The sequence below is a fragment of the Janthinobacterium foliorum genome, from assembly GCF_978021625.1.
In genome coordinates, this window is sequence record NZ_CDXDQE010000007.1 from 156,838 (window position 1) to 180,788 (window position 23,951).

Genomic DNA, 23,951 nt, shown 5'->3' on the forward strand with positions numbered 1-23,951 from the left:
AAGGTGGAGAAAGGGGAGGGATCAAGCCTGCAGCACGTAGCTGCCTGGCGCGTCGCCCAGCGCGGGGCCCATGGCGGGCGCGGCCACCTGGGGCCCCGAGCGTTGGGCCAGCCACGCCTGCCAGGCGGGCCACCACGAACCGTCATGGTGCGGCACGTCGCGCTGCCAGCTGTCCGCGTCGATGTAGGCGTCGTCATGGCCGTGCGTGGCCATCTGGTAGCTGCGCCGCGGCTGGCCCGGCGGCGAGACGACGCCCGCGTTGTGGCCGCCCGAGGTGAGCAAAAATGTGATGTCCGTGTCCGTCAGCAGCTGTAGTTTGTACACGGAGCGCCACGGCGCCACGTGGTCCGTCACGGTGCCGACGGCGAAGATGGGCGCGTCGATGTCGGGCAGGGCGATGTGGCGGCCCGCCGTGCGGTAGCGGCCCTCGGCCAAATCATTGTGCAGGAACAGGCGGCGCAGGTATTCCGAGTGCATGCGGCAGGGCATGCGCGTGGCATCCGCGTTCCAGGCCATCAGGTCGCTGTCCTGTTCATCTTTTCCCAGCAGATAGTGGTTCAGGCGGCGCGACCAGATCAAATCATTCGAGCGCAGCAGCTGGAAGGCGCCCGCCATCTGCTTCGTGTCGAGATAGCCCTGCTTCCACATGGCCGCTTCCAGGAAGCTGACCTGGCTTTCGTCGATGAACAGCGACAGCTCGCCCGGTTCCTTGAAGTCCACCTGGGACGCCAGCATGGTGAGGCTGGCCAGGCGCGCATCGCCATCGCGCGCCATGCTGGCGGCGGCGATCGCCAGCAGCGTGCCGCCCAGGCAGTAGCCGGCGGCGTGCACCTGCGGCGCGTCCGTGATGGCACTGACGGCGTCGAGCGCCTCCATGACGCCCAGCTGGCGGTAGTCTTCCAGCGACAGCTCGCGGTCTTCCTCGCCCGGGTTTTTCCACGACATCATGAACACCGTATGGCCCTGGCCCACCAGGTAGCGCACCAGGGAATTGTGCGGCGACAGGTCGAGGATATAGAACTTCATGATCCAGGCGGGGACGAACAGCACGGGCGTGGCATGCACGCTGGCTGTCGCCGGCGCGTACTGGATCAATTCGATCAGGTCGTTTCGGTAGACGACCTTGCCCGGCGTCACCGCCACGTGCTCGCCCACCTTATAGGTGTGCCGGTCGGGCGCATAAGTGCCCATGGCGGCGCGCTGCCAGTCGTCGGCCGCGTGGGCCAAGCCGCGCGCCAGATTGGCGCCGCCGCTTTCCACGGTGGCCTGCTGCGCCACGGGATTGGTCAGCAGGAAGTTCGATGGCGCCAGCATGTCGAGCCACTGGCGCACGGTAAACGTGACGACATCCTCATGGTGGGGCGAGACGCCGCGCACGCCCGTGGTGGCCCGGTGCCACCATTGCTGCTGCAGCAAAAAGCCCTGGTAGGCCAGGTTATAGGGCCAGCGCTGCCAGGCCGGATCGTCGAAGCGCCGGTCCTGCGGCAGCGGCGCGATGCACGGCTGCCGCGCGCCGGCGCCCGGCAGCGCCGATGGCACGGCCGATTGCCAGCAATACTGCTGCCAGCGGGCGATCTTTTTCCACGCCTCCTGCAGCAGGGTTTGCTGCTTCGACGGCGCCAGGGCAAGGTGGCTGAGCCAGTCCGCATAGGCATTGCCCAGCGCCGCCGGGGAGATGCCGCCCGTAAACTTGCCCAGCCAGGCGTTCAGCAGCAAATCCAGCGTCGCGCCCTCCGGCGCGCTTTCCGGATAGTCGGGAGGCGGCACGCCTTGCCAGGCGCTGCCCTGGCGCTCATGTTCCGCTGCTGGTGCCGCTGCCAACTCCGCTTGTGCCTGCCGCCTTGTGTTCATCCACGACTCCTGTCATTTTTTGACAGGATAGCAAGAGCTTGTTTAAAAAATTATGATCTACATCAAGTTTGGCCGGATGGGGCGCCGGCCCGCGCCGTGCCGCGCTGGTGAGCATGGTTCAAAACGCCTGGCTGAGCGTATAAATCAGCAGGCCGGCCAGGCCGCCGACGACGGTGCCATTGATGCGGATGAATTGCAGGTCGCGCCCGATGGCCAGCTCGATGCGCTCGCTCATTTCCTCCTTGCTCCACAGGTCCAGGCGGCTGGCGATGAAGGCGCCCACCTCGCCCCGGTAGCGGCGCACCAGCGCGCCGCTGCCGGCGACGATGGCGCCGTTCAGCCACTCGCGCGCCTGCCTGTCCCTGTCCAGCACCGTGCCCGTGTTGCGCGCCAGGCTGGCGATGGCTTGCGCCAGCGCCGGCTGGTCGGCGTGCAGGTCGGCCAGCATGCGCGCGCGGATATTGTTCCACAGCTCGCCCAGCATGGCTTGCACCGTGTCGCTGGCGACCAGCTGCAGCTGGTAGCGGCGCACGGTTTCCTGCCAGTGCGGGTCGGCCTTCAGGTGCAGGGCGCTGTCGGCGATCCAGCCGGCGATGCGCTGGCGCAGCGGGTGGCCGGGATCGAGGCGCACGGCGAGGGCGAATTTTTGCAGCGAGGCGATCATGCGCGGCTCGTATGCCTTCACGGCTTTTCTTACCAGCGCGTTCTCGATCTGGAAGGCGCCCAGCACGAAGTCGCCGATGGCCGCGTGGTGGCGCTCTTCGTCCAGGTAGGCGGCGCCGCGGTCGAGCATGAAGTCCAGCAGTTCCTGCGGCTTGCCATCGGCGATCAGCGCATCGATGCAGTCGGCGGCCACGTCCGACACATTCAATTGTCCCAGGTAGCCGCTGGCCTGCTCGCGCAGCAGCCGTCCCAGCTGCTCATGGTCGGCCATCGCCAGCAATTGTCTGGCGACACCGGCGCTGGCCATGCCCAGCTGCCGCGCGTGGGCCTCGTCCATCAGCCAGGCGCCCAGGCGCGCGGCCGGATCGGCCTGCATGATGCGTTCGGCGATGCCTTGCTCGGTAATGAAATGGTTTTCCACGAAGGCGCCAAGGCTGCGGCCGATGTCCGCCTTGCTGTTCGGGATGATGGCCGTGTGCCACAGGGGAATGCCCAGCGGGTGGCGGAACAGGGCGACGACGGCGAACCAGTCGGCGATCGCCCCCACCATGGCCGCTTCGGCGAACGCTTCCACATAGCCCCAGGCGGGGTGGCCGCCGCGCTGCGAGCGGGCCACGGCAAACACCAGCGCGGCCAGCAGCAGCAAGCCGGCGGCCAGCCACTGCATGCCGCGCAGGCGCGCGCGCTTGAGCTGGTCCGTGCTGTGGTCCAGCTGCTTGATGAGGTCGGGGGAGCGTTGCATGGATGGCGGCCTGCAGGGTTGCGAGACCGCCATCTTACGGCGCCGGCGGCGAAACGTGTCGCCGGCGTGGGGATTTACTGTGGCGGGTGCAGCAGCGAACGGCGGCGCGCGTAGCCGAAGTAGATGATCAGGCCCAGCACCAGCCAGATCGAGAACGCCATCCAGGTGATCCAGCTGAGGAAGGTCATCAGGCCCACGCACAGGATGACGGCCAGCGCCGGCACGTAGGGCACGCCGGGGCAGCGGAAGGCGCGCGGCAGGTCGGGACGGCGCTTGCGCAGCACCACCACGGCGACGGACACCATGGTGAAGGCGGCCAGGGTGCCGATGTTGATCAGCTCGGCGAGGATGTTGAGCGGGATCACGGCGGCGATCAGGCCAAACACGATGCCCACCAGCCAGGTGGCAAAGAACGGCGTGTGGAAGCGCGGGTGCACGGTCGACAGGCGCTTGGGCAGCAGGCCGTCGCGCGACATGGCGAAGATGATGCGCGTCTGGCCGAAGGCCATCACCAGGATCACGGTGGTCATGCCCAGGATGGCGCCCAGGTCGACGAAGCCGGCGATCCAGTTTTCGCCCGCATATTGCAGGGCCAGCGAGACGGGGTGGTCGACGCCGAGGAATTTCTGGTACGGCACGATGCCCGTCATGATGGCCGACACCACCACGTACAGCACGGCGCACACGGCCAGCGAGCCGATGATGCCGATCGGCAAGTCGCGCGACGGCTTCTTGACTTCCTCGGCGGCCGAGGTGACGGCGTCAAAGCCGATGAAGGCGAAGAACACGAGCGCGGCGGCGCTCAGCATGCCGTGGTAGCCGAAGGGCATGTAAGGCTGCCAGTTGGCCGGCTGCACGTGGCGCGCGCCGAAGATGATGAACAGCAGCACCACGCCCACCTTGATGGCCACCATGATGTTGTTCAGGCGCGCCGATTCGCGCACGCCCCAGCCCAGCATGGCGGTCAGGGCCAGCATGATGACGAGGGCGGGCAGGTTGATGATGGTGCTCACGCCGGGCAGGGCGCCGGGCGCGGCGGTGAGCGCGACGGGCAGCACGATGCCAAAGCCCGACAGCAGCGACTGGAAATAGCCGGACCAGCCGACGGAGACGGCGGCGGCGGCCAGGCCGTATTCGAGCAGCAAGTCCCAGCCTATCATCCAGGCGGCCAGCTCGCCCAGGGTGGCATAGCTGTAGGTGTAGATGGAGCCCGCGACGGGCACGGTGGAGGCGAATTCCGCATAGCACAGGGCGGCGAAGCAGCAGGCGACGGCCGCCACGACAAACGACAGCGACAGGGCGGGGCCGGCCGTCAGTGCGCCCGTGCCGGTGAGCACGAAAATGCCCGTGCCGACGATGGCGCCTATGCCCATGAGGACAAGGTCGAAAGGCCCCAGCACCTTGGCCAGTCCTCCCGGCTTCTTGCTGTGGGCGATCATATCATCCAAATTCTTGGTTCTAAATAAGCTCACTGTATCTCCTGGTAATTTTTGTCATGGCGCCATTGCCGCCTCGTGAGTAGCACGACGCAGCCAGATTCTAGCCCAGGCGGTCGCCATTCCAGAAGGAAAACTGAACGGTGCCGTGCGCGCCGGCCTTGCAAGCTTGCCTGGCAGGCAAAAAAACAGCCCCGGGAAGATGCGCCGGGGCTGGAAAGGAGACTGCTGGAATGGTGTAATTCAGTTATCCATTGGCCTATTTCGCAAAATGGGCTTCGATCTCTTCCAGGGTCTTGCCCTTCGTCTCCGGCAGCAGGAACGCGGCGGCCAGGAAATACAGCACGGTGCAGCCGGCGCCGAAGAAGAACAGGGTGGAATAGCCGTGCAAGCCCACCGTCGGCAGGAAGATGGCGGCGATCACGGTCGAGACGAACTGGTTGACCAGCAGGGCGATGCTCATGCCGTTCGAGCGGATGCGGGTCGGCATCAGCTCGGACAGGGCCAGCCACACGCACACGCCCGGTCCCACGGCGAAGCTGGAGACGAACACGCAGATGGCAATGGCCACCAGCCAGCCATGCGTGGACGAGGGCACGGGACCCAGGCTGGCCTTTTCGATGCGCAGCGGCGCCTCGCGTCCGGCGGCCGGGTCGGCGAACGGGTTCAGGCGCAGCTTGCGGAAGAACACGCCGATCACGCTGTCGGCCTGCACGGCATCCGCGCGGGCGATGGACACCTGGCGCAGCACGGGATCGTCGCTGCGCAGGCTTTTCACGTTGGTGAACGGGCCATAGGCATAGGCGATGGTCAGCTGCTGCGGCGTGCCGTCGGCGGCCGCGCCCAGCGCCTGCAGGGCAGGCGCATCGAGGCGCACGGTCAGAGCATCGGCCTGCACTTGCGCGGCGATGGCGGGGCGCACGTCGGCCAGGTGGGCTTCGGCGCCGCGGAACAGCAGGCCGGCTGCCAGCAGCGAGACGACGATGCCGCCCGTGCCCAGCATCAGCAGGAACTTGCGGCCCTTGCGGTCCACCAGCAGCACGGCCACCACCGTCATCACGGCGTTCAGCACTTTCAGCAGCACGTCGGCCATGTTGGCCGAGGCGCCCGACAGGCCCGCCTGGTTGAGGATATTGACGACGTACGCAAGGATGGAATTGATGCCCGTCGCCTGCGTGCAGGCGAGGATCAAACAGGCCAGCAGGAAGGGCAGCACATAGCGGCGGCTCAGCAGCGGGTCCTTGGCCCTGGCGTTGCCGCTGGCCTTGGCCGCGTTCTCGGGCGTGTCGAGCATTTCGCGCAGTTCCAGGTCGGCTTCGGCGGGCAGGCGCGTGCGCAGCAGCGACTGGCGCGCCTGTTCGACGCGGCCGCGGCGGGCCAGCCAGCGCGGCGACTCGGCCAGCAGCAGGGCGCCGATGGTAAACACCAGGCCCGGCGTCAGGCAGACCCAGAAGATGCTGCGCCAGGCGTGGTCCTTGGCGCTAAAGATGGCGGCGATGCGGCCCGCTTCCGGCAAGGCTTGCGCCGCCTGCGTGGCCGCTTCCACCGTCTGCGCCTGCAGCAGGCCGATCAGGGCGGCGGCCACCAGGCCGATGGTCAGCAGCAGCTGGAACAGGGCCGCGCCCCGTCCCCGCTGCTGCGCCGGCAGGCATTCGGCCAGGTACAGGGGCACGACGACGCCGATCAGGCCGCCGCTGATGCCTTGCAGCAGGCGGCCCAGCAGCAGCGGCGTGTAGCCGTCGGCCAGGGCGATCAGCGGGATGCTGGCGCTGAACAGGGCGCCGGCCAGGAACATCACCCAGCGCCGGCCCAGGATGTCGGCCAGGGCGCCGGCAAACAGCGACGACAGGACCGAGCCCAAGAGCACGGCGGCGACGATAAAGCTCAGCTGCTGGGCCGTCAGTTTCCAGGCCACCGAGGCCGTCGATTCCAGGTAGGGCAGGGCGCCGGCGATGATGCCGATGTCTATGCCGTACAGCAATCCCCCCATGCCGGCAATAAATAGCAGGTAGCGCATGGCCCACACGGGGGCCTTGTGTGTCGTGTCGTGCATGAAAACTCCGGAGCAGGGGGTTGAAGAGGTCTAGCGGGTGGAAAGATCGATGGCCGCGCCTTCGACGAAGACGGACACGGGCTGTAACTGGGAATCGAGGACGACGATGTCGGCCCAGGCGCCGGGCGCCAGGCGGCCCCGTGCGGATTCGCCCAGGTAATCGGCGGGATACAGCGAGAGGCGGTTGGAGGCGTCGGCCAGGTCCAGGCCCAGTTCGACGAAATTGCGCAGGGCCTGGTCCATGGTCAGCACGCTGCCGGCCAGCGAGCCCGTGGCCAGGCGCACGCAGCCCAGGCATTTGTAGACGCGCTGCGTGCCCAGGCCATATTCGCCATCGGGCATGCCGGTGGCCGAGGTGGCGTCCGTCACGCCGTACAGGCGCGGGATGGCGCGCAGGGCCGCGCGCAGGGCGCCCTTGGCCACGTGCTGCAGGTCGGGGATGATTTCCGCGTATTCGGCATGCGCCAGCGCGGCGCCCACCATGCCCGGGTCGTAATGCGTCATGCCCGTCATGCCGTTGTACAGGTGGGTAAAACCGGAGACGCCGGCTTTCAGCGCCGCCAGGCCTTCGTCGTACGTGCCGGCGCTATGGCCGATCTGCACGCGGATGCCCATGGCCGCCAGCTGCGGGATCAGTTCCAGGTGGCCGGGGATTTCCGGCGCCATGGTCAGCACCCTGATGGGGGCGATGGCGTGGAAGCGCTGCACCAGCGCCAGGCTGGCCTGCACCACGTCCGGCGGCTGCGCGCCCAGGCGGTGCAGATTCAGGAACGGGCCTTCCAGGTGCACGCCCAGCATGCGCGCGCCGTTGGCGGGGCGCTCGGCGATGACGCCGGCCAGGCCTTGCAGGGCGCGCAGGATGGATGGCTCCTTGGCCGTCAGGGTGGTGCCCAGCAGGGCCGTGGTGCCGTGGCGCGCGTGCACCTGCGCCACGGTGGCGCCCGCGTTGCCGCCTTCCATGATGTCGACGCCGGCCGCGCCGTGCACGTGCAGGTCGATGAAGCCGGGCAGGATGGTCAGCGCGCTGTCGGCGGCAGGGTCTTCCTGTATCTGGACGATGCGCCGGTCAAAGGTGATGGTGCCCGTGATCCAGCCAGATGGGGTAAGGATTCTGCCGCTCAGCATGGTTTATTCCGCTATGAAAAGTTCGATGCCCAGCTTGTGCAGACCTTCGCGGTACTCCTGGCTGATGCTGGCATCGGTGATGACGGTATCGACGCGGTCCAGCTGCACGATGCGGTGCAGGCTGACGCGGCCGAACTTGGAGGCGTCCGTGAGGACGATGATTTTTTTCGCCCGTTCCACCATCTTGTGGTTCAGGCTTGCTTCCGCTTCGTGGTGGGTGGTCACGCCAAACTGCAGGTCGAAGCCGTCCACGCCCAGGAACAGCTTGTCGAAGCTGTAGGCTTGCAGGCAGGTCTCGGCCTGGCTGCCCTGGATCGACAGCGACTGCTTGCGCAGCAGGCCGCCCGTGAGGATCAGGTCCACGCCGGGCGCGTCGGCCAGTTCCCACGCGATGTTGAGGCCATTCGTGGCCACCGTCACGCCGGTGGCGTCGCGCAAATGGCGCGCCAGCGAGATGGTGGTGGTGCCCGAGTCGATGATGATGTTGTCGCCCGGTTCCACCAGCCGCGCCGCATAGGCCCCGATGCGCTCCTTCTGCTCGTGGTTGATGGCGTCTTTCTGGCGTATCGTGTGCTCGGGCGGCGGCGTGCGCGTCAGGGTCGCGCCGCCGTGGCTGCGCGTGGCCATGCCCTGCGCTTCCAGCGCATTGAGGTCGCTGCGGATGGTGACCGCGGACACGCCGAGTTTTTCCACCAGATCGGTCACTTGCACCGAGCCCTGCTGGGCAAGCATTTGGAGGATGGTTTCACGGCGTTGGCTGGTATTTCGCATGGTGGCGGGCTCAGTAAAAAATGAAAATACTGAGCTTAACAGATTGCCGCTTCGGCAATGGCAGCCACCGCCGCATTGCGGTTGCAGGCACGCGCATACTGCGCCAGCAGGCTGCCGATCTTGTGCTCGATCAGGGCCGGCGCTTCGGCTCTCAGGCTGCCCTGCACCACGGCCAGGTACTGTTCCGGCAGGTGCTGGCTCAGGAGCGGCAGCGGGATCGCCACGGTCTCCAGGTTGGCCAGCAGCTTGGCGACGGCGGCCGCCACTTCCGGCTCGCCCCAGTAATAGCGGCAACGGTCGCTCAAGCCGTAGCGGCGCATCAATCGCTGTTCTTCCTGCGTGCCCAGGTAATGCTTGATCCAGTTCTTCGGCTTGGCGACCATGACGTCGTCGAGCACCTGCATCAGCTGCGACGTGGCGGGCGCCGGCAGCAGCTCGTCCTCGATCTGGCACAGGGCGAACAGCGCTTCGCGCAGGGCGAAGGTGGCGGCCGGGCCCACTTTCAGAATGGCGAAATGGTCGCGCACCATGGCGTGCAGGGCGGACTCGCGCTGGTAGTCGGTGGAGTGGGCTTCAAACACCAGGCCGGGCTGCTCGGCGACGAAGGCCGACAGCTCGGCGGCGGCCTGCGCGTCGTAATGCTGGATGCTGTTCTGGTCGAAATCGACGCCGGGCTGCACCACCATGGCGATCACGCGGCGCCAGGCGCCGTGCAGGCCGTTGTCGAGAAAGGCGCGGCAATGCACGTCCAGCGTGCGGCGCGCGGCCTGCGGGCTGGTGACGGCGCCGGCCTGCGACAGCGACGCTTCGCCGCCGGGAATCGGCACTTCCGTGCCGATCACGTAGACGGGCGGCGTGAAGCCGGCGGCCGCCGCTGCCGCCTCGGCCACCAGGCACAGGCGCGCCGAGCGGGCGGCCACGGTTTCATCGTCAAGCTGCAAGGGGTCATCAACGCAGCGCATGCTGCAATCGAGGTGAATCTTGTGGAACCCGGCGGACGCATAGGCGGCGATCAGGGTCTCGGCGTTGGCCATGGCGGTGGCCGCGTCGAGGTGCTGCCAGGCGTTCGGCCCCAGATGGTCGCCGCCCAGCACCAGGCGCTCGGCGGGGAATCCCTGTTCCCTGGCCATTGCCAGCATGGCGTCGCGGAAGACGGCCGGCGTCATGCCCGTGTAGCCGCCGAACTGGTCGACCTGGTTCGAGGTGGCTTCCACCAGCAGCACCGTGTCGTAGTCCAGCGCCACGCGCATGGCGGCGCGCAGCACGCTGGGGTGGCTGCAGCAGACGGCATACAGGCCCACGCGCTCGCCGCGGCGGTGCGCCTTGATCACTTGCTGGATCGGGGACAAGGTAAAAGTCGGGGTTTCCACTTGGTTCATCGTTCTCAAGCCTTTGTTTGTTGTCGGATCAAAAGAGCCGCGCCGCGCGCGCCGCCCGCGTCGCCAAAGCGGGGCGGCAGGATGGGCGGCACGTGCACGCCGGGGAACAGATGGCGTTTCACGGCGGCAGGCAGCCTGTCGTACAAATGCGGCAGCTTGGACAGGCCGCCGCCGAGCACGATGGCGTGCGGGTCGTAGGCCAGCACCAGGCCGGCCAGCGCGTGCCCGAGCAGGTCGAGATGCACGGCCACCGTGCGTTCGGCCACGGCGTCGCCCATGTTGGCGCGCGCGACGATGGCCAGGGGTTCCGCGCCATCGCCGCCGAAGTGCGCATGCAGCTTGCGCATGGCGGGGCCGGAGACATAGCGCTCCAGGCAGCCCGCCTTGCCGCACGGGCAGGCGTAATCCATCAGGCCGTGCTGCGCCAGCAGGGTGGCGGGCAGGCTCCAGTGGCCCCATTCGCCGGCCACGCCGTTGAAGCCGCGCAGCAGTTGGCCGCCCACGCAATAGCCGCCGCCGGCGCCCGTGCCGAGGATGGCGCCGAACATGCTGGGCACGTGGTCGGCCGCGCCGCCCTGCGCTTCCGACAGGGCGAAACACTGGCAGTCGTTGCCGATGGCGACAGGCCTCTGCAAGGCCTGCTGCAGGGTCTGCGCCACCAGGCGGCCGTTCAGGGCCGGGACGTTGGAACTGAGCTGGCGGCCGCTGGCGCTGTCGATCACGCCGGGCAGGCCGATGCCCACGGGCGCATTCACGCCCAGGGCCGCATCGCCGCGCGCCACCAGGCCGGTGATGGCTTGCACGAAGGCGTTGAAATCGTCGCCCGGCGTGGCCACGCGCTCGCGGAAGACTTCCTCCAGCGCGCCATCGCGGTCGGCAAACGCCACCAGTTCCATCTTGCTGCCGCCGATGTCGATGCCGTGAAAGCCTTGCAGTTGCTTAGAATTGGTCATGGCCATAGATGGTGACGCCCTGCACGACACGGTTGACGATGCCGCCGGCGAATGGATTGTCGGGGCGCAGTTCCAGCAGCGCGGACTGGTGCAGCGCGTATTGCTGCGCCATCAGCAGCCACAGCGGGGCCAGCCAGGCGTCGGGCCAGGCCGGCGCGTCGGCTGACAGGTCGCCGCCGACGCCCACCGTCAGGCATGCCTGCGCCACGCTGTCGCGCTGCAGTTCTTTCAGCAGGTCGTCTTCATACTGGCGTGCCAGCGGCTTGCTGCTGCGTAGCAGGATCACCAGCGATTCCGTGGTGACGGCCGATTTCGGGCCGTGGCGGAAACCCAGCGGCGTATTCGCCATGGCCATCACGCGGCCGCCCGTCAGTTCCAGGATTTTCAGGGCCGCTTCCTTGGCCAGCGCTTCCAGCGGGCCGCTGCCCAGATAGACGACGCGCTGCACCGGCTGCGAACCGAGATCCGCCACGGGCGCCGCCCAGTCGCGCAAGGCCTGTTCGCCCAGGTCGGCCAGCGTTTCCAGGCGGGCCACATCCGTGTCCTTGCCCAGCACCGCCAGGGCCGCCAGCAGCATGCTGCTGAAACTGCTGGTCATGGCGAAGCCGCGGTCGCAGCTGCCAGCCGGCATCAGCAGGTTATAGGTATGCGCGTCATTCGCGCCCTGGCGCGCCAGCTTGCCGTCCGCGTTGCAGGTGATATTCAAGAAGCGCGCGCCGGGCACGACCTGGCGCAGCAGCTCCACGGCCGCCAGGCTTTCCGGGCTGTCGCCGCTGCGGGCAAACGAGACGAGCAGGGTGGGCGCATCCGCTTCCAGGTACAGCTCGTGGTGCGTCAGCAGGGTAGTGGTGGCGATGGCGCGGATCTGCGCGGGCCATGCCGCATTCAGGGTGTCGACGACGATCTCGCCCACGTAGGCCGAACTGCCGGCGCCCGTCAGGATCACGCGCTGTGCCGGATTGGACAGCGCGTCGCCCAAAAAGGCGGCCAGGCTGGCCCGCTCGTTGCGCAGGATGGCGGCCAGTGCGCGCCAGATGGCTGGCTGATGGGAGATTTCCTCGGCCGTGTGCAGGCCGCCGATGTCGCGCCAGGTTTGAATGTCACGCTGAAGAAGGGTAGTCATGTGAGGTCAGTAAAGTGTCTGTTGTGAGAAAGCATAAATACTATATTTCGAAAAGTCAAATACGAAAGTAAAACGAAAGTAAATTGTTTGCCTGCTTGCGAAAAAATGTCGTTTTATTGGCGGTGACGTGTGCTGCAGTGTCGCATGCGTGCCACGCAAAGCCCGCTGTGGTGGCGGCCTGTCGCTGAAATGCCACGATAACGAAAGCATGTTTTGTGACATTTTGGTGAAACGTAAGAAAAACGCGCCAATTTTGGGCATTTTATTAATAATTTGATGCTAAAACTTTCTTTTGATTGACGATATTTATTTTTCTTCTTAAAGTATTTCCATCACTTTGATTTTCTGAAAGCCAATAGATGAAACCACTCCCGCTTCCCCGCCGCGCCCTTGCCGCCTGTGTCCTGGCCGCGCTGGCCACCCTGGCCGCACCGGGCCTGCAAGCCGCGCCGATAGGCAACCTGACGAGCCTGAGTGCCGTGCACGCCGCCAATGTGGGCAGGGGCGAGGCGCTGGGCTGGGACGTGCGCAGCGACACGGGCGCACAGCTGCGTATCAGCCTGCCGCAGCCGGACGTGCTGCGCATCGAGGCGGGCGGCAAGGGGGGCTTGACGGGTCCCGGCGACAAGGCCGCACCCATCGTCGTGGGCCAGCCTGCCGCGCAGGTGGCATACCAGATCGACGAACAGCCCGGCCATATCGTCATCAGCACGGCGGCCCTGAGCCTGCGCATCGACCGCAAGCCCCTGCGCTTCACGCTGTTCCGCGCCGGCGACGCGGTGCCGCTGTGGCGCGAGGTGCAGCCGCTGTCGCTCGACGACAAGCAGGGCGTGCAGGTGCTGTCCAGCCTGCCGGGCGAGCGTTACTTTGGCGGCGGGCAGCAGAACGGCCGCTTCGAATTCAAGGGCAAGCAGGTGCCCGTGTCGTATTCGGGTGGCTGGGAAGAGGGCGACCGCCCGAATCCCGCGCCATTTCTGATGAGTTCACGCGGGTGGGGCATGCTGCGCAATACCTGGTCCGACGGGAATTACGACTTGCGCGACCAGCAGCAGATCTCGCTGCAGCACGCGGAAGGGCGCTTCGATGCGTATTTCTTTGTCGGCAAGGACCTGCGCGACGTCGTCGCCCGCTACACGGACCTGACGGGCCGCGCGCGCATGCTGCCCCGCTGGGCGCTGGAATATGGCGATGCCGATTGCTACAACGACGGCGACAATGTGAAGAAACCCGGTTCCGTGCCGAAGGGCTGGACCGACGGCCCCACGGGCAAGACGCCGGACGTGGTGGAAACGGTGGCGCGCCAGTACCGCGAACACGACATGCCGGGCGGCTGGATCCTGCCCAACGACGGCTACGGCTGCGGCTACACGAACTTGCCGGAAACGGTGAAGGGCCTGGCTGGTTATGGATTCCGCACGGGCCTGTGGACGGAAAACGGCGTCGACAAGATCGCCTGGGAAGTGGGCCAGGCGGGCAGCCGCGTGCAAAAGCTGGACGTGGCGTGGACGGGCAAGGGCTATCAATTTGCCATGGATGCGAACAAGTCGGCCTATGACGGCATCCTGAACAACTCCGACAGCCGCCCCTTCCTGTGGACGGTGATGGGCTGGGCCGGCATCCAGCGCTACGCCGTGGCTTGGACGGGCGACCAGAGCGCCAGCTGGGACTACATCCGCTGGCACATCCCGACCCTGATCGGCTCGGGCCTGTCCGGCCAGGCGTATGCGTCCGGCGACGTGGACGCCATCTTCGGCGGCAGCCCGGAAACCTATCTGCGCGACTTGCAGTGGAAAAGTTTTACGCCCGTCCTGATGGGCATGTCCGGCTGGGCCGCGGCCGAACGCAAGCACCCGTGGTGGTTCGAGCAGCCGTACCGCGACATCAACCGCCGCTATCTGAAACTCAAGATGCGCCTCACGCCGTATATGTATACGCTGGTGCGCGAAGCGGAGCAGTCGGGCGCGCCGCTGGTGCGCGGCCTGATGTGGGATTACCCGCAAGACCCGGCCGCCTACACGGAAGCCTATAAGTACCAGTTCCTGCTGGGGCGCGACGTGCTGGTGGCGCCCGTCTACCGCAGCCAGGCCGTCAGCGGCGGCTGGCGCAAGGGCATCCACCTGCCGCAGGGCACGTGGTACGACTACTGGGATGGCCGCCAGGCCACGGCGGACGCGAAAGGGCGCGACCTCGATATGCAGGTCACGCTGGACAAGCTTCCGGTTTTTGTCCGCGCCGGCGCCATCCTGCCCATGTACCCGGAAATGCTGTACGACGGCCAGAAGCCGAAGGATCAGCTGACCCTGGATATCTATCCGCACGGCGATTCCGAATACACCCTGTATGAAGACGACGGCAATACGCGCCAGTACCAGGGCGGCGCCTTCAGCCAGCAAGTCATCCGCATGCGCCAGGCGGGCGGCGACGTGCAGGTCGACATCGGCGCCGTCGATGGCCGGTATGCGGGCCAGGAAGCGCGGCGCGGCTATGCGCTGCGCATGCTGGCGGGCCGTTCCCCGGCAGCCGTGCGCGCCGGCGGACGGCTGATCGCGGCAGCGGCCGACCGCGCCGCCTACGACAAGGCGGCAGAGGGCTGGTTCTTCGATGGCGCGGAGCGGCAAGGCACCTTGCACGTGAAGGTGGCGGCGCAGGATATCCGCCAGCCCGTGAGTTTGCAGGTCGAGGGAGCGCTGGCCGTGGCCCGCGCCGATGCCGACTTCCCGGCCGCCCCCGTGCCGGGCCGTGCCCTGCCGGCCGACGCCATGCAGGTGGTGGCGCGTCCTGCGGAGGAAAGCGGCTATCCGCTGGAAAACGCCTTCGACGGCAAGCCGGAGACATGGTTCCGCACCGTGCGCAGCCCTTCCGTGAAGAGCGGTCCGCACGAATGGGTGATCGGCTTCACGGAACGGCGCCTGGTGGACGGCATCGAACTGGCGCCGCGCAACGACCAGCACTGGAAGCATGGCCAGGTGCGCGATTATGAAATCTACATCGGCGACAACAACGGCGAGTGGGGGGCGCCGCTGGTGCGCGGCACCTTGAAACTGCAGGAGGGCACGCAGACCATCAGCTTCCCTGCCACGGCCGGGCGCCTGCTGCGCTTCCGCGTCATGAGCACGCAAAATCCGGAAGGCGACGGCGCCGCCTCCACCGACCCGATGGTGACGGCGGCGCAAGCCGGTCCGGTGGCGCGCGCCTTTGACGCGGCCCTGGCCGCCGACGTGGCGCCCGTGACCTTGTCCGAGTTCCGCGTGCTGGAGCACCGCGTGGCCGAGGGCGAGGAAGTGCAGCGCTATCTGTCGGACCTGGCGCTGCCGAAGCATGTCGCGAAGGACCGGCCTGCCGGCAAGGCGGCCGAGATGCGCATGAACGGGCTGTGGTTCCGCAAGGGCCTCGGCGTGGGGCCTGCCAGCCGCATCGACTTGCAGCTGGCGGGCAACTGGAATCTGCTGCGCGCCGACCTGGGCGTGGACGACAGCTGCCGCAGCGCGGGCGGCTTGCAATTCCAGGTATGGAGCGGTGAGCGTCTGCTGTATGACAGCGGCCTGGTCACGGCTCCCGGGGTGGTCAAGCCCGAAATCGACGTGCGCGGCCTGAGCCAGCTCAGTTTGCGCACCCTGGGCGCGCGCGGCGCCCACCCGGCCCAGGTATGCGGCAACTGGGCCAATGCCGTCCTGACCGGTACGGAAGGCGCGACAGTCAAGCCGCGCTAAGCACGCTTCAATCAATCATTTCACGAAAAAAGAGCCCCTCTTCGGAACGGGGAGGGGCTCCTGCAGCCTGACGAAAACAAATCACTTATAAAAGGGGAGTTGAGTATGCATTTGAAAAAACTGATGGCCGCGATGGTGGCGGTGGGGCTGGCTTCCACGGCGCTGGCAGCGGAGGAGGAGAAACTGGCGCGCGTCGAAGTGACGGGCTCCAGCCTGAAGCGCATCAACGCGGAAACGGCGTCGCCCGTGCAGGTGATCAACGCCAAGCAGATCGAGAACATGGGCGCGCTGACCTTGCTGCAAGTGCTCGACAACCTGCCTGCCGCCCGTCCGGCGCAGCAGGATTTCCGCTCGATGTTCACGGGGTCCGATGGCGGCTCGCAGGCGAACTTGCGCGGGATGGGCGCCCAGGGCACGCTGGTGCTGTTGAATGGCCGCCGCCTGTCATTCTATGGCGCGCCGGCCGGCTTCCAGACCATGTTCGTCAATATCGACGCGATTCCCGCCGCCGCCATCGAGCGCATGGAAATCCTCACGGATGGCGCGTCGGCCGTGTACGGCTCCGACGCCGTGGCCGGCGTCATCAACGTGATCACCAAGAAATCGTATCAAGGCCTGGAAGCGCGCGCCAATGGCGAATTCGCACCCAGCGTGAAAGCCTATGGCGAGCGCCAGGCCAGCCTGCTGTACGGCGTGGGCGACCTGGCCAGCGATGGCTACAACGTGTATGGCTCCGTGAATGTGTACCAGCGCGACCGCATCGCCCTGGCCGATACCTGGCAGAAGCGTCCCTCGTATTTTTACGTGAACAATCCCAATTTCATCCCCAACATGCGCGTGGGCGTGGGCAGCGAGCCGGGCGTGATGAACCCCGGCACCTTCTTTGTCTTCGACAAGGCCAACAACAATGCGCGCACCCAGCGCGCGGCGCCGGGCTGCAACAACAGCATCACGGAAGCGTCGGGCACGCGCTGCGTGTGGAATGCGCTGCCCAACCAGCTCGACACGGGGCCGACGTCGGAGCGTGCCACGGCCTACCTGAGCGGCCGTCTGAAACTGGGCGGCGACATGGAAGCGTTCGCGGAAGGCGCTTTCACCCACATCAAGATGCGTGGCGAGAATGGCCCGTCCAGCTTCAATAGCGGCAGCACGAACAACTGGTTTGCGCGCAACACGGGCAATACCCTGAACACTTTCGCCACGCCTTTCCTGAGTCCCAACAACGTCTACCTGAAAGGCAAGCTCGATGCCGACATGGTGGCCAAGATGGGCGGCGCGGCGGGCTTGAACTACCTGCTGCAGGATGCGACGGGCCACTTCGGCCAGAAGAACGTCGATGAAAACTACCGCGCGCTGGTGGGCCTGCGCGGCAGCATCGGCGGCGGCTGGGATTTTGAGACGGCGCTCAGCGTGGCGGGCAGCCATTCGACCCTGTTCCAGACGGCGAACATCAACATCAAGGGCTTCGAACAGGCATTCGGCCCGTTCACGAAAGACCCTGTCAGCGGCCGCACGTATATTTCGGACAATCCCGCCTACAAGTTCGGCGAAATCAGCGAAGCCAATGCGGCGCTCTTGCGCGCTGCCTACCCGACGTTTGCCATCGAATCGTGGACCAAGCTGATGACCTGGGACGCGAAGCTGGAAGGCACCCTGTTCAAGCTGGGCGAACGCGAAGTGCGCGCCGCCGTGGGCACCAACGTGATGCGCGAAAGCTTCCTCACGCCCGGCAACGCGGATGCGGCCAATGGCCTGATCACGCAGCAGGGCGGGTCGTGGTTCGACGGCAGGCGCACCATTGCCGCCGTGTTTGGCGAAGTGGTGGTGCCGCTTTCCGATACGCTGGAAGTCAACGCGGCCGCGCGCCTGGACAAGTACCCGCATTTTTCCGCCAACCTGGCGCCCAAGCTGGGCGTGATCTGGCGCGCGCGGCCCGACCTGATGCTGCGCGGGACATATTCCGAGGGCTTCCGCGCGCCCAACCTGGCCGAATCGGGGTCGGGCGGCGTCTTTGCGCAGGTGGGCGGCATCCGCGACACCGTGCGCTGCGACGAAACGAATGCCATGGCGCGCGCGCTGATGAAGTCCGCGGTGGCGACGGATGCGGACCTGGGCAAGAGCCTGCTGAACTCGAACTGCTCCACGACGGTGGGCGGCCTGACGCCGCCGAACCAGAACCTGCGTCCGGAAAAGGCCAAGATTTCCACCGTCGGCCTGGTCCTGCAGCCGGCCAAGGACGTGAGCATCTCCATCGACTACTGGTTCATCAACCGCCGCGACGAAATCGTGCGCCAGGACTTCAACGAGTTGTTTACGGAACTGGTGGACAAGTACGGCCCGACGCTGGCCGGCACCGCCAGCGCCATCCGCAACGACCTGACGGACGCGGACCGCGCCAACGTGGCGGCGGTGGCGGCCATGTGCGCCAATCCCGCCAATGCGGGCGTGTGTTCGGGCGGCGTGCCCGGCTACTCGGTGGGCAACCTGGGCGGCTTGATCAACTCGTACTCGAACCGCGGCCGCACGCTGATGGACGGCGTGGACATCGACGCGCGCACGCGCTTTGCGCTGGGCGACTGGGGCAAGCTGAGTACCGGCATCGCCGCCACCATCCGCAAGCGCGATACCCACGACGGCGAAGACGGCAGCGACATCAAGGGCAATACCGTCGGCTACTATGATTCGCCGCGCTACCGCGCCACCGTGAATGCGGACTGGAGCTACCGCAACTTCGTCAGCAGCGTCTTCATCAACTATTCGGGCAAGACGCGCTGGGCCTACGGCCCGTGGGACAAGGACAACACGCCGGAAAACTGCACCGCCGCCTCGGTGGCGCTGCCGGCTGGCCAGTGCAAGGGCGCGCCGTCGTACACCACGGTCAACCTGGCGTTCAGCTGGAAGCCCATCAAGCACCTGGACGTGGGCCTGAACGTGAAAAACGCCTTCAACAAGCAGCCGTACTACGACCCGAATGGCTGGGAAGGCTACAACCATAGCCAGAACCTGTTTGGCCGCCAGTTTGCCCTGTCCGCCAGCTACAAGTTCTTTTAAGGCATGCGGAGAGGGGTGTGACGATCGCTCCGGTCCGCTGACGCATTCATGCCTGGCGGACCGGAGTATTGCCAAAAAGAAAAAATAATATTTCGAAACGTGAAATACGAAAGAAAAGCGTAAGTCTCGAGTCAGCGGAACGCGGTTTTTTTGGGATTTTTGCGCCATCGCTCATGTTGATTTCTCCCTGGTGATGCCAGTTTTTCGTTTTCATGTATCCGTCATACCACGATAACGAAAGTTATGTGTGGGAAATTGCCGTATAACGAAAGATATTGGGCGTTTTTATACGTTTTTTAAGGATAAATTGCCGTCCTAACTTTCTTTTCATTGACGATACTTATTTTTCTTTTTAAAGTATTCCCAAGAAAACGAAAATTGGCCGATACGGACTGATTTTCCGGAAGGGCCGGCCGCCTGGCTGCGCCGTCCGACGATCACCATAACAATGGCGCCCTCCACAGCTTCGCCCTGGAGCGGGAAGGGCGCTGATAACCCTCGAAATAGACGGAGAGACAGCATGCATAGCACCCGACTCAAATTGCGCGACATCAGCCGCGCCGCCGCCATCGTCATCGCGCTGGCGGCCGGCGTGCCAGGCCAGGCCTGGGCACAGTCGAACGCCACCAGTACCATTTTCGGCGAAGTGAGCGCGCCGGCCGGCGCCACCGTGGTAGTACAGAATCTGGCGACGGGCGTGCAGCGCACCCTGACGCCCGATGCGTCGGGCCGCTATGTGGCCAATTCCATGCCGCCGGGCCGCTATGCGGTGCGCGTGCTGCGCGCCGGTGCGGTCGAAGCGACGCAGGAAGTCGAAGCACTGATCGGCGCCGGCGCCGAAGCCAATTTCGGCCCGTCCAGCGCGGCCGGCCCCGTGGGCCAGGAACAGACCGTCGTCGTGAAGGCGTCGCGCAACCCGATCGACGTGTCGAACACGAACAATGGCGTGATCTTCACGGCCAAGGAATTGAAAGCGCTGCCGGTCGGGAACGACGTGGCATCCATCGTCCAGCTGACGCCTGGCGTGGCACGCGGCACGAATAGCGTGTATGGCAATGCGCCGTCCATCGGCGGCTCGGGCCAGTCGGAAAACGCGTTCTATGTCAACGGCTTTCCCATCACGAACATCCTGACCCAGGTGGGCGCGTCGGAACTGCCGTTCGGCGCCATCTCGAACATGCAGGTGCTGTCCGGCGGCTATGGCTCGGAATTCGGCCGTTCCACGGGCGGCGTGATCAACATCACCACCAAGAGCGGCGGCAACAAGGCGGAATTCGGCGGCAAGGTGTCCATCATTCCCCGCTCGCTGAAAGGCAGCCCGGAAAACAAGTATTATCCGAACACGGGCGCCAATCCGGAAACGGATGGCAGCTTGCAGTACTGGAACCGCGACAACGGCAGCACCAGCAAGGTCGTCGGCCTGTACGGCAGCGGTCCGCTGATCAAGAACAAGCTGTTTGCCTTCGTGGCGCTGGAGCAGACGCGCACGGACGGCGGCGCCGTCGCCGGCGCGCGCGACGACTCGGACAAGGTCCTGCCGAACGGCTGGCGCGAGAGCAAGAGCAAGGTTGACCGCATGATGGCCAAGCTCGATTACAACCTGACGGACAACCATCACTTCGAATACACCAAGCTGTATGACCGCACGACAACCGACAGCCAGAGCTATGGCTTTGACTATGGCACGCTGAAGCGCAACAACGTACCGGGCGGCGGAAGCGAGACCACCGTCAACTGCTGCGGCTCGTCGGCTGCGCCCGGCGCCAATGTCGACATCTTCAAGTACACGGGCTACCTGACGGACAATCTGACGGTGACGGCCATGATGGGCCAGTCGCGCACCAGCCACCGCCGCACTCCCGACGGCTATGATCCCGGCCTGGCGCAAACCCAGTCCATCAAATCGACGCAGGTCCCGGGCCTGACCTATGTCAATCCACAATCGGTGACGGGCACCCTGACGGACCCGTCGTCGGAAGACCGCCAGAAGGCCAAGCGCCTGGACCTGGAATACAAGCTGGGCAAGCACTCGCTGCGCGGCGGCATCGACCGCATCGACGTGGAGTCGCAGGTGGGCCTGAGCCTGGCCGGCGGCTACCGCTGGCGCTATCTGAAGGCCGACGATCCGGCCGCGCCGATCAACGGCGCGTTTGAAACCCCGGCGCAGGGCGGCGGCTATGGCGCACAAGGCTATTATGTCAGCAAGGACCTGAACGCCAACCTGGCGCGTCCCACCAGCGTGCAGTCGGCGCAGTACATCCAGGATCACTACCAGGTCACGGAACGGGTGCTGCTGGACCTGGGCCTGCGCCGCGAACAGTTCACCAATTACAGCACCGACGGCGTGGCCTTCATCTCGCAGCGCAATATGATCGCCCCGCGCGTGGGCGCCACCTGGGATTACCTGGGCGACGGCACCCTGAAGTTCTTTGCCAACGGCGGCCGTTACCACCTGCCGGTGCCGTCGAATTTGTCGAGCAACATGGCCAGTCCCTTCCTCGCCACGAGCGAAATGTTCACCTACACGGGCGTCGATCCGGTGACGGGCGCGCCGACGGGCCTGCACGCCATCAGCAAGCCGTATTCGGCCAACAACGCGTATGGCCAGAGCCGCGATGCGCGCGAAGTGACGGCCGTTGGCCTGAAACCCCTGTCGCAGGACGAATTCTCGCTGGGCTTCGAGCGGGCCCTGAGCAAGAAGCTGGTGGTGGGCGCCAGCATCCTGTACCGCAAGCTGAACGACACCAACGACGACACCTGCGACGAGCGTCCGCTGCAGGCCTGGGCCGCGCGCAACAGCGTCGACACCAGCAACTGGGGCGGCTTCCAGTGCGCCATCATCAACCCGGGCCGCGACAACAGCCTGATGGTGGATTTCGACGACGGCAAGGGCCTGCGCCGCGTGGATATTTCGGCGGCCGAGTGGGGCAACCCGCTGCCGTCGCGCACCTACCGCGCCCTGAACCTCTTCGTCGAGCACCCGTACACGAATGGCTGGTACGGCAAGCTGACCTACACCTTGTCCGGCCTGAAGGGCAATATGGAAGGCCAGACGGACAGCATCGGCGGCGGCGACGTGGGCCTGACGGTCAGCGACGACCACAAGGAACTGATGTACAACGCGTATGGCTACCTGCCGGGCGACCACCGCCACGCGTTCAAGGCCTACGGCTTCATGCAGGTCATGCCGGACGTGACGGTGGGTGCGAACATGTCGCTGATCTCGGGTGCGCCGCGCAACTGCATCGGCGCGCTGCCCGACGACCTGAAGTTCGACAACGACTATGGCGATTCCTACTTCTACTGCAATGGCAAGCCGGCGCCGCGCGGCAGCCAGGGCCGCCTGCCATGGCAAGCCCAGCTGGACATGAATGTGGCCTATACTCCCAGCGCCATCAAGGGCCTGAGCTTGAAAGTGGACGTGTTCAATGTGTTCAACAGCCAGACCGTGACCCGCTACAGCGAAACGCGCGAAGACCATGGCGCCATCGCCCGCAACTACCTGCAGGTCGATGGACGCACGGCACCCCGTTCGGTGCGCTTCACGGCTGAATACACTTATTAACCGCCTGCCGGCCTGCCTTGCGCGGGCTGGCTTCAACGATTACCAACGGAAGTGAGAAGAGACCAATGACGACACAAATCAATCGCCGCAATTTCCTGTCCGCCAGCGCCGCGCTGGCCGGTGGCGCCATGGCCGGCAGCGCCTTGCTGCCTGGCGCCGCCGCTGCCGCTCCCGCTCCCGCCGCCGGCCGCGACAAGGTCCGCCTGGGCGTGATCGGCACGGGCATGCGCGGGCAGGTGCTGCTGGCCGAACTGGTGCGCCGCGACGACGTGGAAGTGGTGGCGCTGTGCGATATCGAGCCGATCATGCTGAAACACGCGCTGGGCCAGGTGGAAAAAGCCGGCAAGCCGCGTCCGCGCACGTATGGCGAAGACCGCGACCAGAAAGCCTACAAGCGCATGCTGGACGCGGGCGGCCTGGATGGCGTGATCATTGCCACGCCGTGGGAATTCCACGCGCCGATGGCGATTGCCGCCATGCAGGCGAAGATCGCCGTCGGCTGCGAAGTGGTGGCCGGCATCACCCTGCAAGACCACTGGGATGTGCTCAATACCCAGCTGAAAACCGGCACGCCGTACATGCTGCTGGAAAACGTATGCTATCGCCGCGACGTGATGGCGGCGCTGCAGATGGTGCGCGCCGGCCTGTTCGGCGAACTGCTGCACCTGCAGGGCGGCTACCAGCATGACCTGCGCGCCGTGAAATTCAACAGCGGCAATCCGGCCAAGCCGTATGGCGGCGGCGTGGAGTTCGGCGAAAAGGGCTGGTCCGAAGCCCATTGGCGCACGCAGCATTCGGTGGAACGCAATGGCGAACTGTATCCGAGCCACGGCATCGGCCCCTGCGCCATGTACACCAACATCAACCGCGGCAACCGTTTTACCCGCATCAACGCCTTCGCCACCAAGGCGCGCGGCTTGCACGACTATATCGTCAAGCAGCCGGGCGGCGCGCAGCATGCGAACGCCAAGGTCAAGTTCAAGCTGGGCGATGTCGTCACCACCACCCTGGCGTGCGAAAACGGCGAAACCATCATCCTGCAGCACGACACGAGCCTGCCGCGTCCGTACTCGCTGGGCTTCCGCGTGCAAGGCACGGACGGCCTGTGGATGGACTTGAACAATGCCATCCACATCGAAGGCGTCAGCAAGCCGCACCAGTGGGACGACTTCAAGGCTTACCAGGACAAGTATGACCATCCCGTCTGGCGCAAGTACGCGGCGCAGGCGGAAGGCGCGGGCCACGGCGGCATGGACTTCTTCGTCATCCACGCCTTTGTCGAGGCGCTGAAGGCGAACGCGCCGATGCCGATCGATATCTACGACGCCGTGACGTGGAGCGCCATCACGCCGCTGTCCGAGCAGTCGATCGCCGCCAACTTCCAGACCCTGGATTTCCCCGACTTCACGGGCGGCCAGTGGAAGTCGCGCAAGCCGATCTTTGCCCTCGACGGCAAGTACTAAGCCTTCGCAACCCGCTACCGCGCCTGCCGCCGTAGCGGGTTTTTTCTGTCCCTATCCGTTTTTCAA

At 65.8% G+C, this 23,951-nt stretch carries 14 protein-coding genes; 4 read left to right on the forward strand and 10 right to left on the reverse strand.

Annotation, left to right across the window (positions count from 1 at the left end; all coding sequences use genetic code 11):
* Positions 1–21: 21 nt before the first annotated feature.
* From ACZ92H_RS16285 to ACZ92H_RS16325, 9 genes are all read right to left on the reverse strand, one after another.
* Entirely contained in the window at positions 22–1,851 is a 1,830-nt protein-coding gene (locus ACZ92H_RS16285) for a PHA/PHB synthase family protein (RefSeq protein ID WP_465050150.1), read from the reverse strand.
* Between the two features lie 118 nt (positions 1,852–1,969).
* Positions 1,970–3,256: a DUF445 domain-containing protein gene (locus tag ACZ92H_RS16290; RefSeq protein ID WP_465050149.1), complete on the reverse strand. Its 1,287-nt coding sequence runs from the start codon at positions 3,254–3,256 to the stop codon at positions 1,970–1,972.
* A gap of 74 nt (positions 3,257–3,330) precedes the next feature.
* The gene (locus ACZ92H_RS16295; protein ID WP_465050148.1) at positions 3,331–4,728 is read right to left on the reverse strand and encodes a branched-chain amino acid transporter BcaP; all 1,398 of its coding nucleotides are present in this window, start codon (positions 4,726–4,728) and stop codon (positions 3,331–3,333) included.
* 223 nt (positions 4,729–4,951) lie between these two features.
* Positions 4,952–6,745, reverse strand: coding sequence for an MFS transporter (locus tag ACZ92H_RS16300; protein ID WP_465050147.1), 1,794 nt, complete (start codon positions 6,743–6,745; stop codon positions 4,952–4,954).
* A 30-nt stretch (positions 6,746–6,775) separates the two neighbouring features.
* Positions 6,776–7,870, reverse strand: coding sequence for an N-acetylglucosamine-6-phosphate deacetylase (locus ACZ92H_RS16305; RefSeq protein ID WP_465050146.1), 1,095 nt, complete (start codon positions 7,868–7,870; stop codon positions 6,776–6,778).
* A gap of 3 nt (positions 7,871–7,873) precedes the next feature.
* Positions 7,874–8,641, reverse strand: a complete 768-nt coding sequence (locus ACZ92H_RS16310) for a DeoR family transcriptional regulator (protein ID WP_131370173.1) — start codon at positions 8,639–8,641, stop codon at positions 7,874–7,876.
* Between the two features lie 35 nt (positions 8,642–8,676).
* Positions 8,677–10,020: a D-tagatose-bisphosphate aldolase, class II, non-catalytic subunit gene (locus ACZ92H_RS16315; RefSeq protein WP_465050145.1), complete on the reverse strand. Its 1,344-nt coding sequence runs from the start codon at positions 10,018–10,020 to the stop codon at positions 8,677–8,679.
* 5 nt (positions 10,021–10,025) lie between these two features.
* Complete coding sequence (locus ACZ92H_RS16320) at positions 10,026–10,973, reverse strand: ROK family protein (RefSeq protein ID WP_465050144.1); 948 nt, start codon at positions 10,971–10,973, stop codon at positions 10,026–10,028.
* Positions 10,960–12,096: an SIS domain-containing protein gene (locus ACZ92H_RS16325; protein ID WP_465050143.1), complete on the reverse strand. Its 1,137-nt coding sequence runs from the start codon at positions 12,094–12,096 to the stop codon at positions 10,960–10,962. Before ACZ92H_RS16325 ends, ACZ92H_RS16320 begins: the two co-directional genes overlap by 14 nt.
* 359 nt (positions 12,097–12,455) lie before the next feature.
* Between ACZ92H_RS16325 and ACZ92H_RS16330 the strand changes: the two genes are divergently transcribed.
* Both ACZ92H_RS16330 and ACZ92H_RS16335 read left to right on the forward strand, forming a co-directional pair.
* Entirely contained in the window at positions 12,456–15,806 is a 3,351-nt protein-coding gene (locus tag ACZ92H_RS16330) for a TIM-barrel domain-containing protein (RefSeq protein WP_465050142.1), read from the forward strand.
* Between the two features lie 105 nt (positions 15,807–15,911).
* Positions 15,912–18,857: a TonB-dependent receptor plug domain-containing protein gene (locus ACZ92H_RS16335; RefSeq protein ID WP_465050141.1), complete on the forward strand. Its 2,946-nt coding sequence runs from the start codon at positions 15,912–15,914 to the stop codon at positions 18,855–18,857.
* A 46-nt stretch (positions 18,858–18,903) separates the two neighbouring features.
* On the opposite strand, the gene ACZ92H_RS16340 is transcribed toward ACZ92H_RS16335, so the two are convergent.
* The gene (locus tag ACZ92H_RS16340) at positions 18,904–19,071 is read right to left on the reverse strand and encodes a hypothetical protein (RefSeq protein ID WP_465050140.1); all 168 of its coding nucleotides are present in this window, start codon (positions 19,069–19,071) and stop codon (positions 18,904–18,906) included.
* Positions 19,072–19,377: 306 nt separating this feature from the next.
* Between ACZ92H_RS16340 and ACZ92H_RS16345 the strand changes: the two genes are divergently transcribed.
* Both ACZ92H_RS16345 and ACZ92H_RS16350 read left to right on the forward strand, forming a co-directional pair.
* Entirely contained in the window at positions 19,378–22,422 is a 3,045-nt protein-coding gene (locus tag ACZ92H_RS16345; protein ID WP_465050139.1) for a TonB-dependent receptor, read from the forward strand.
* Between the two features lie 65 nt (positions 22,423–22,487).
* Positions 22,488–23,885: a Gfo/Idh/MocA family protein gene (locus ACZ92H_RS16350; protein WP_465050138.1), complete on the forward strand. Its 1,398-nt coding sequence runs from the start codon at positions 22,488–22,490 to the stop codon at positions 23,883–23,885.
* Positions 23,886–23,951 lie beyond the last annotated feature (66 nt).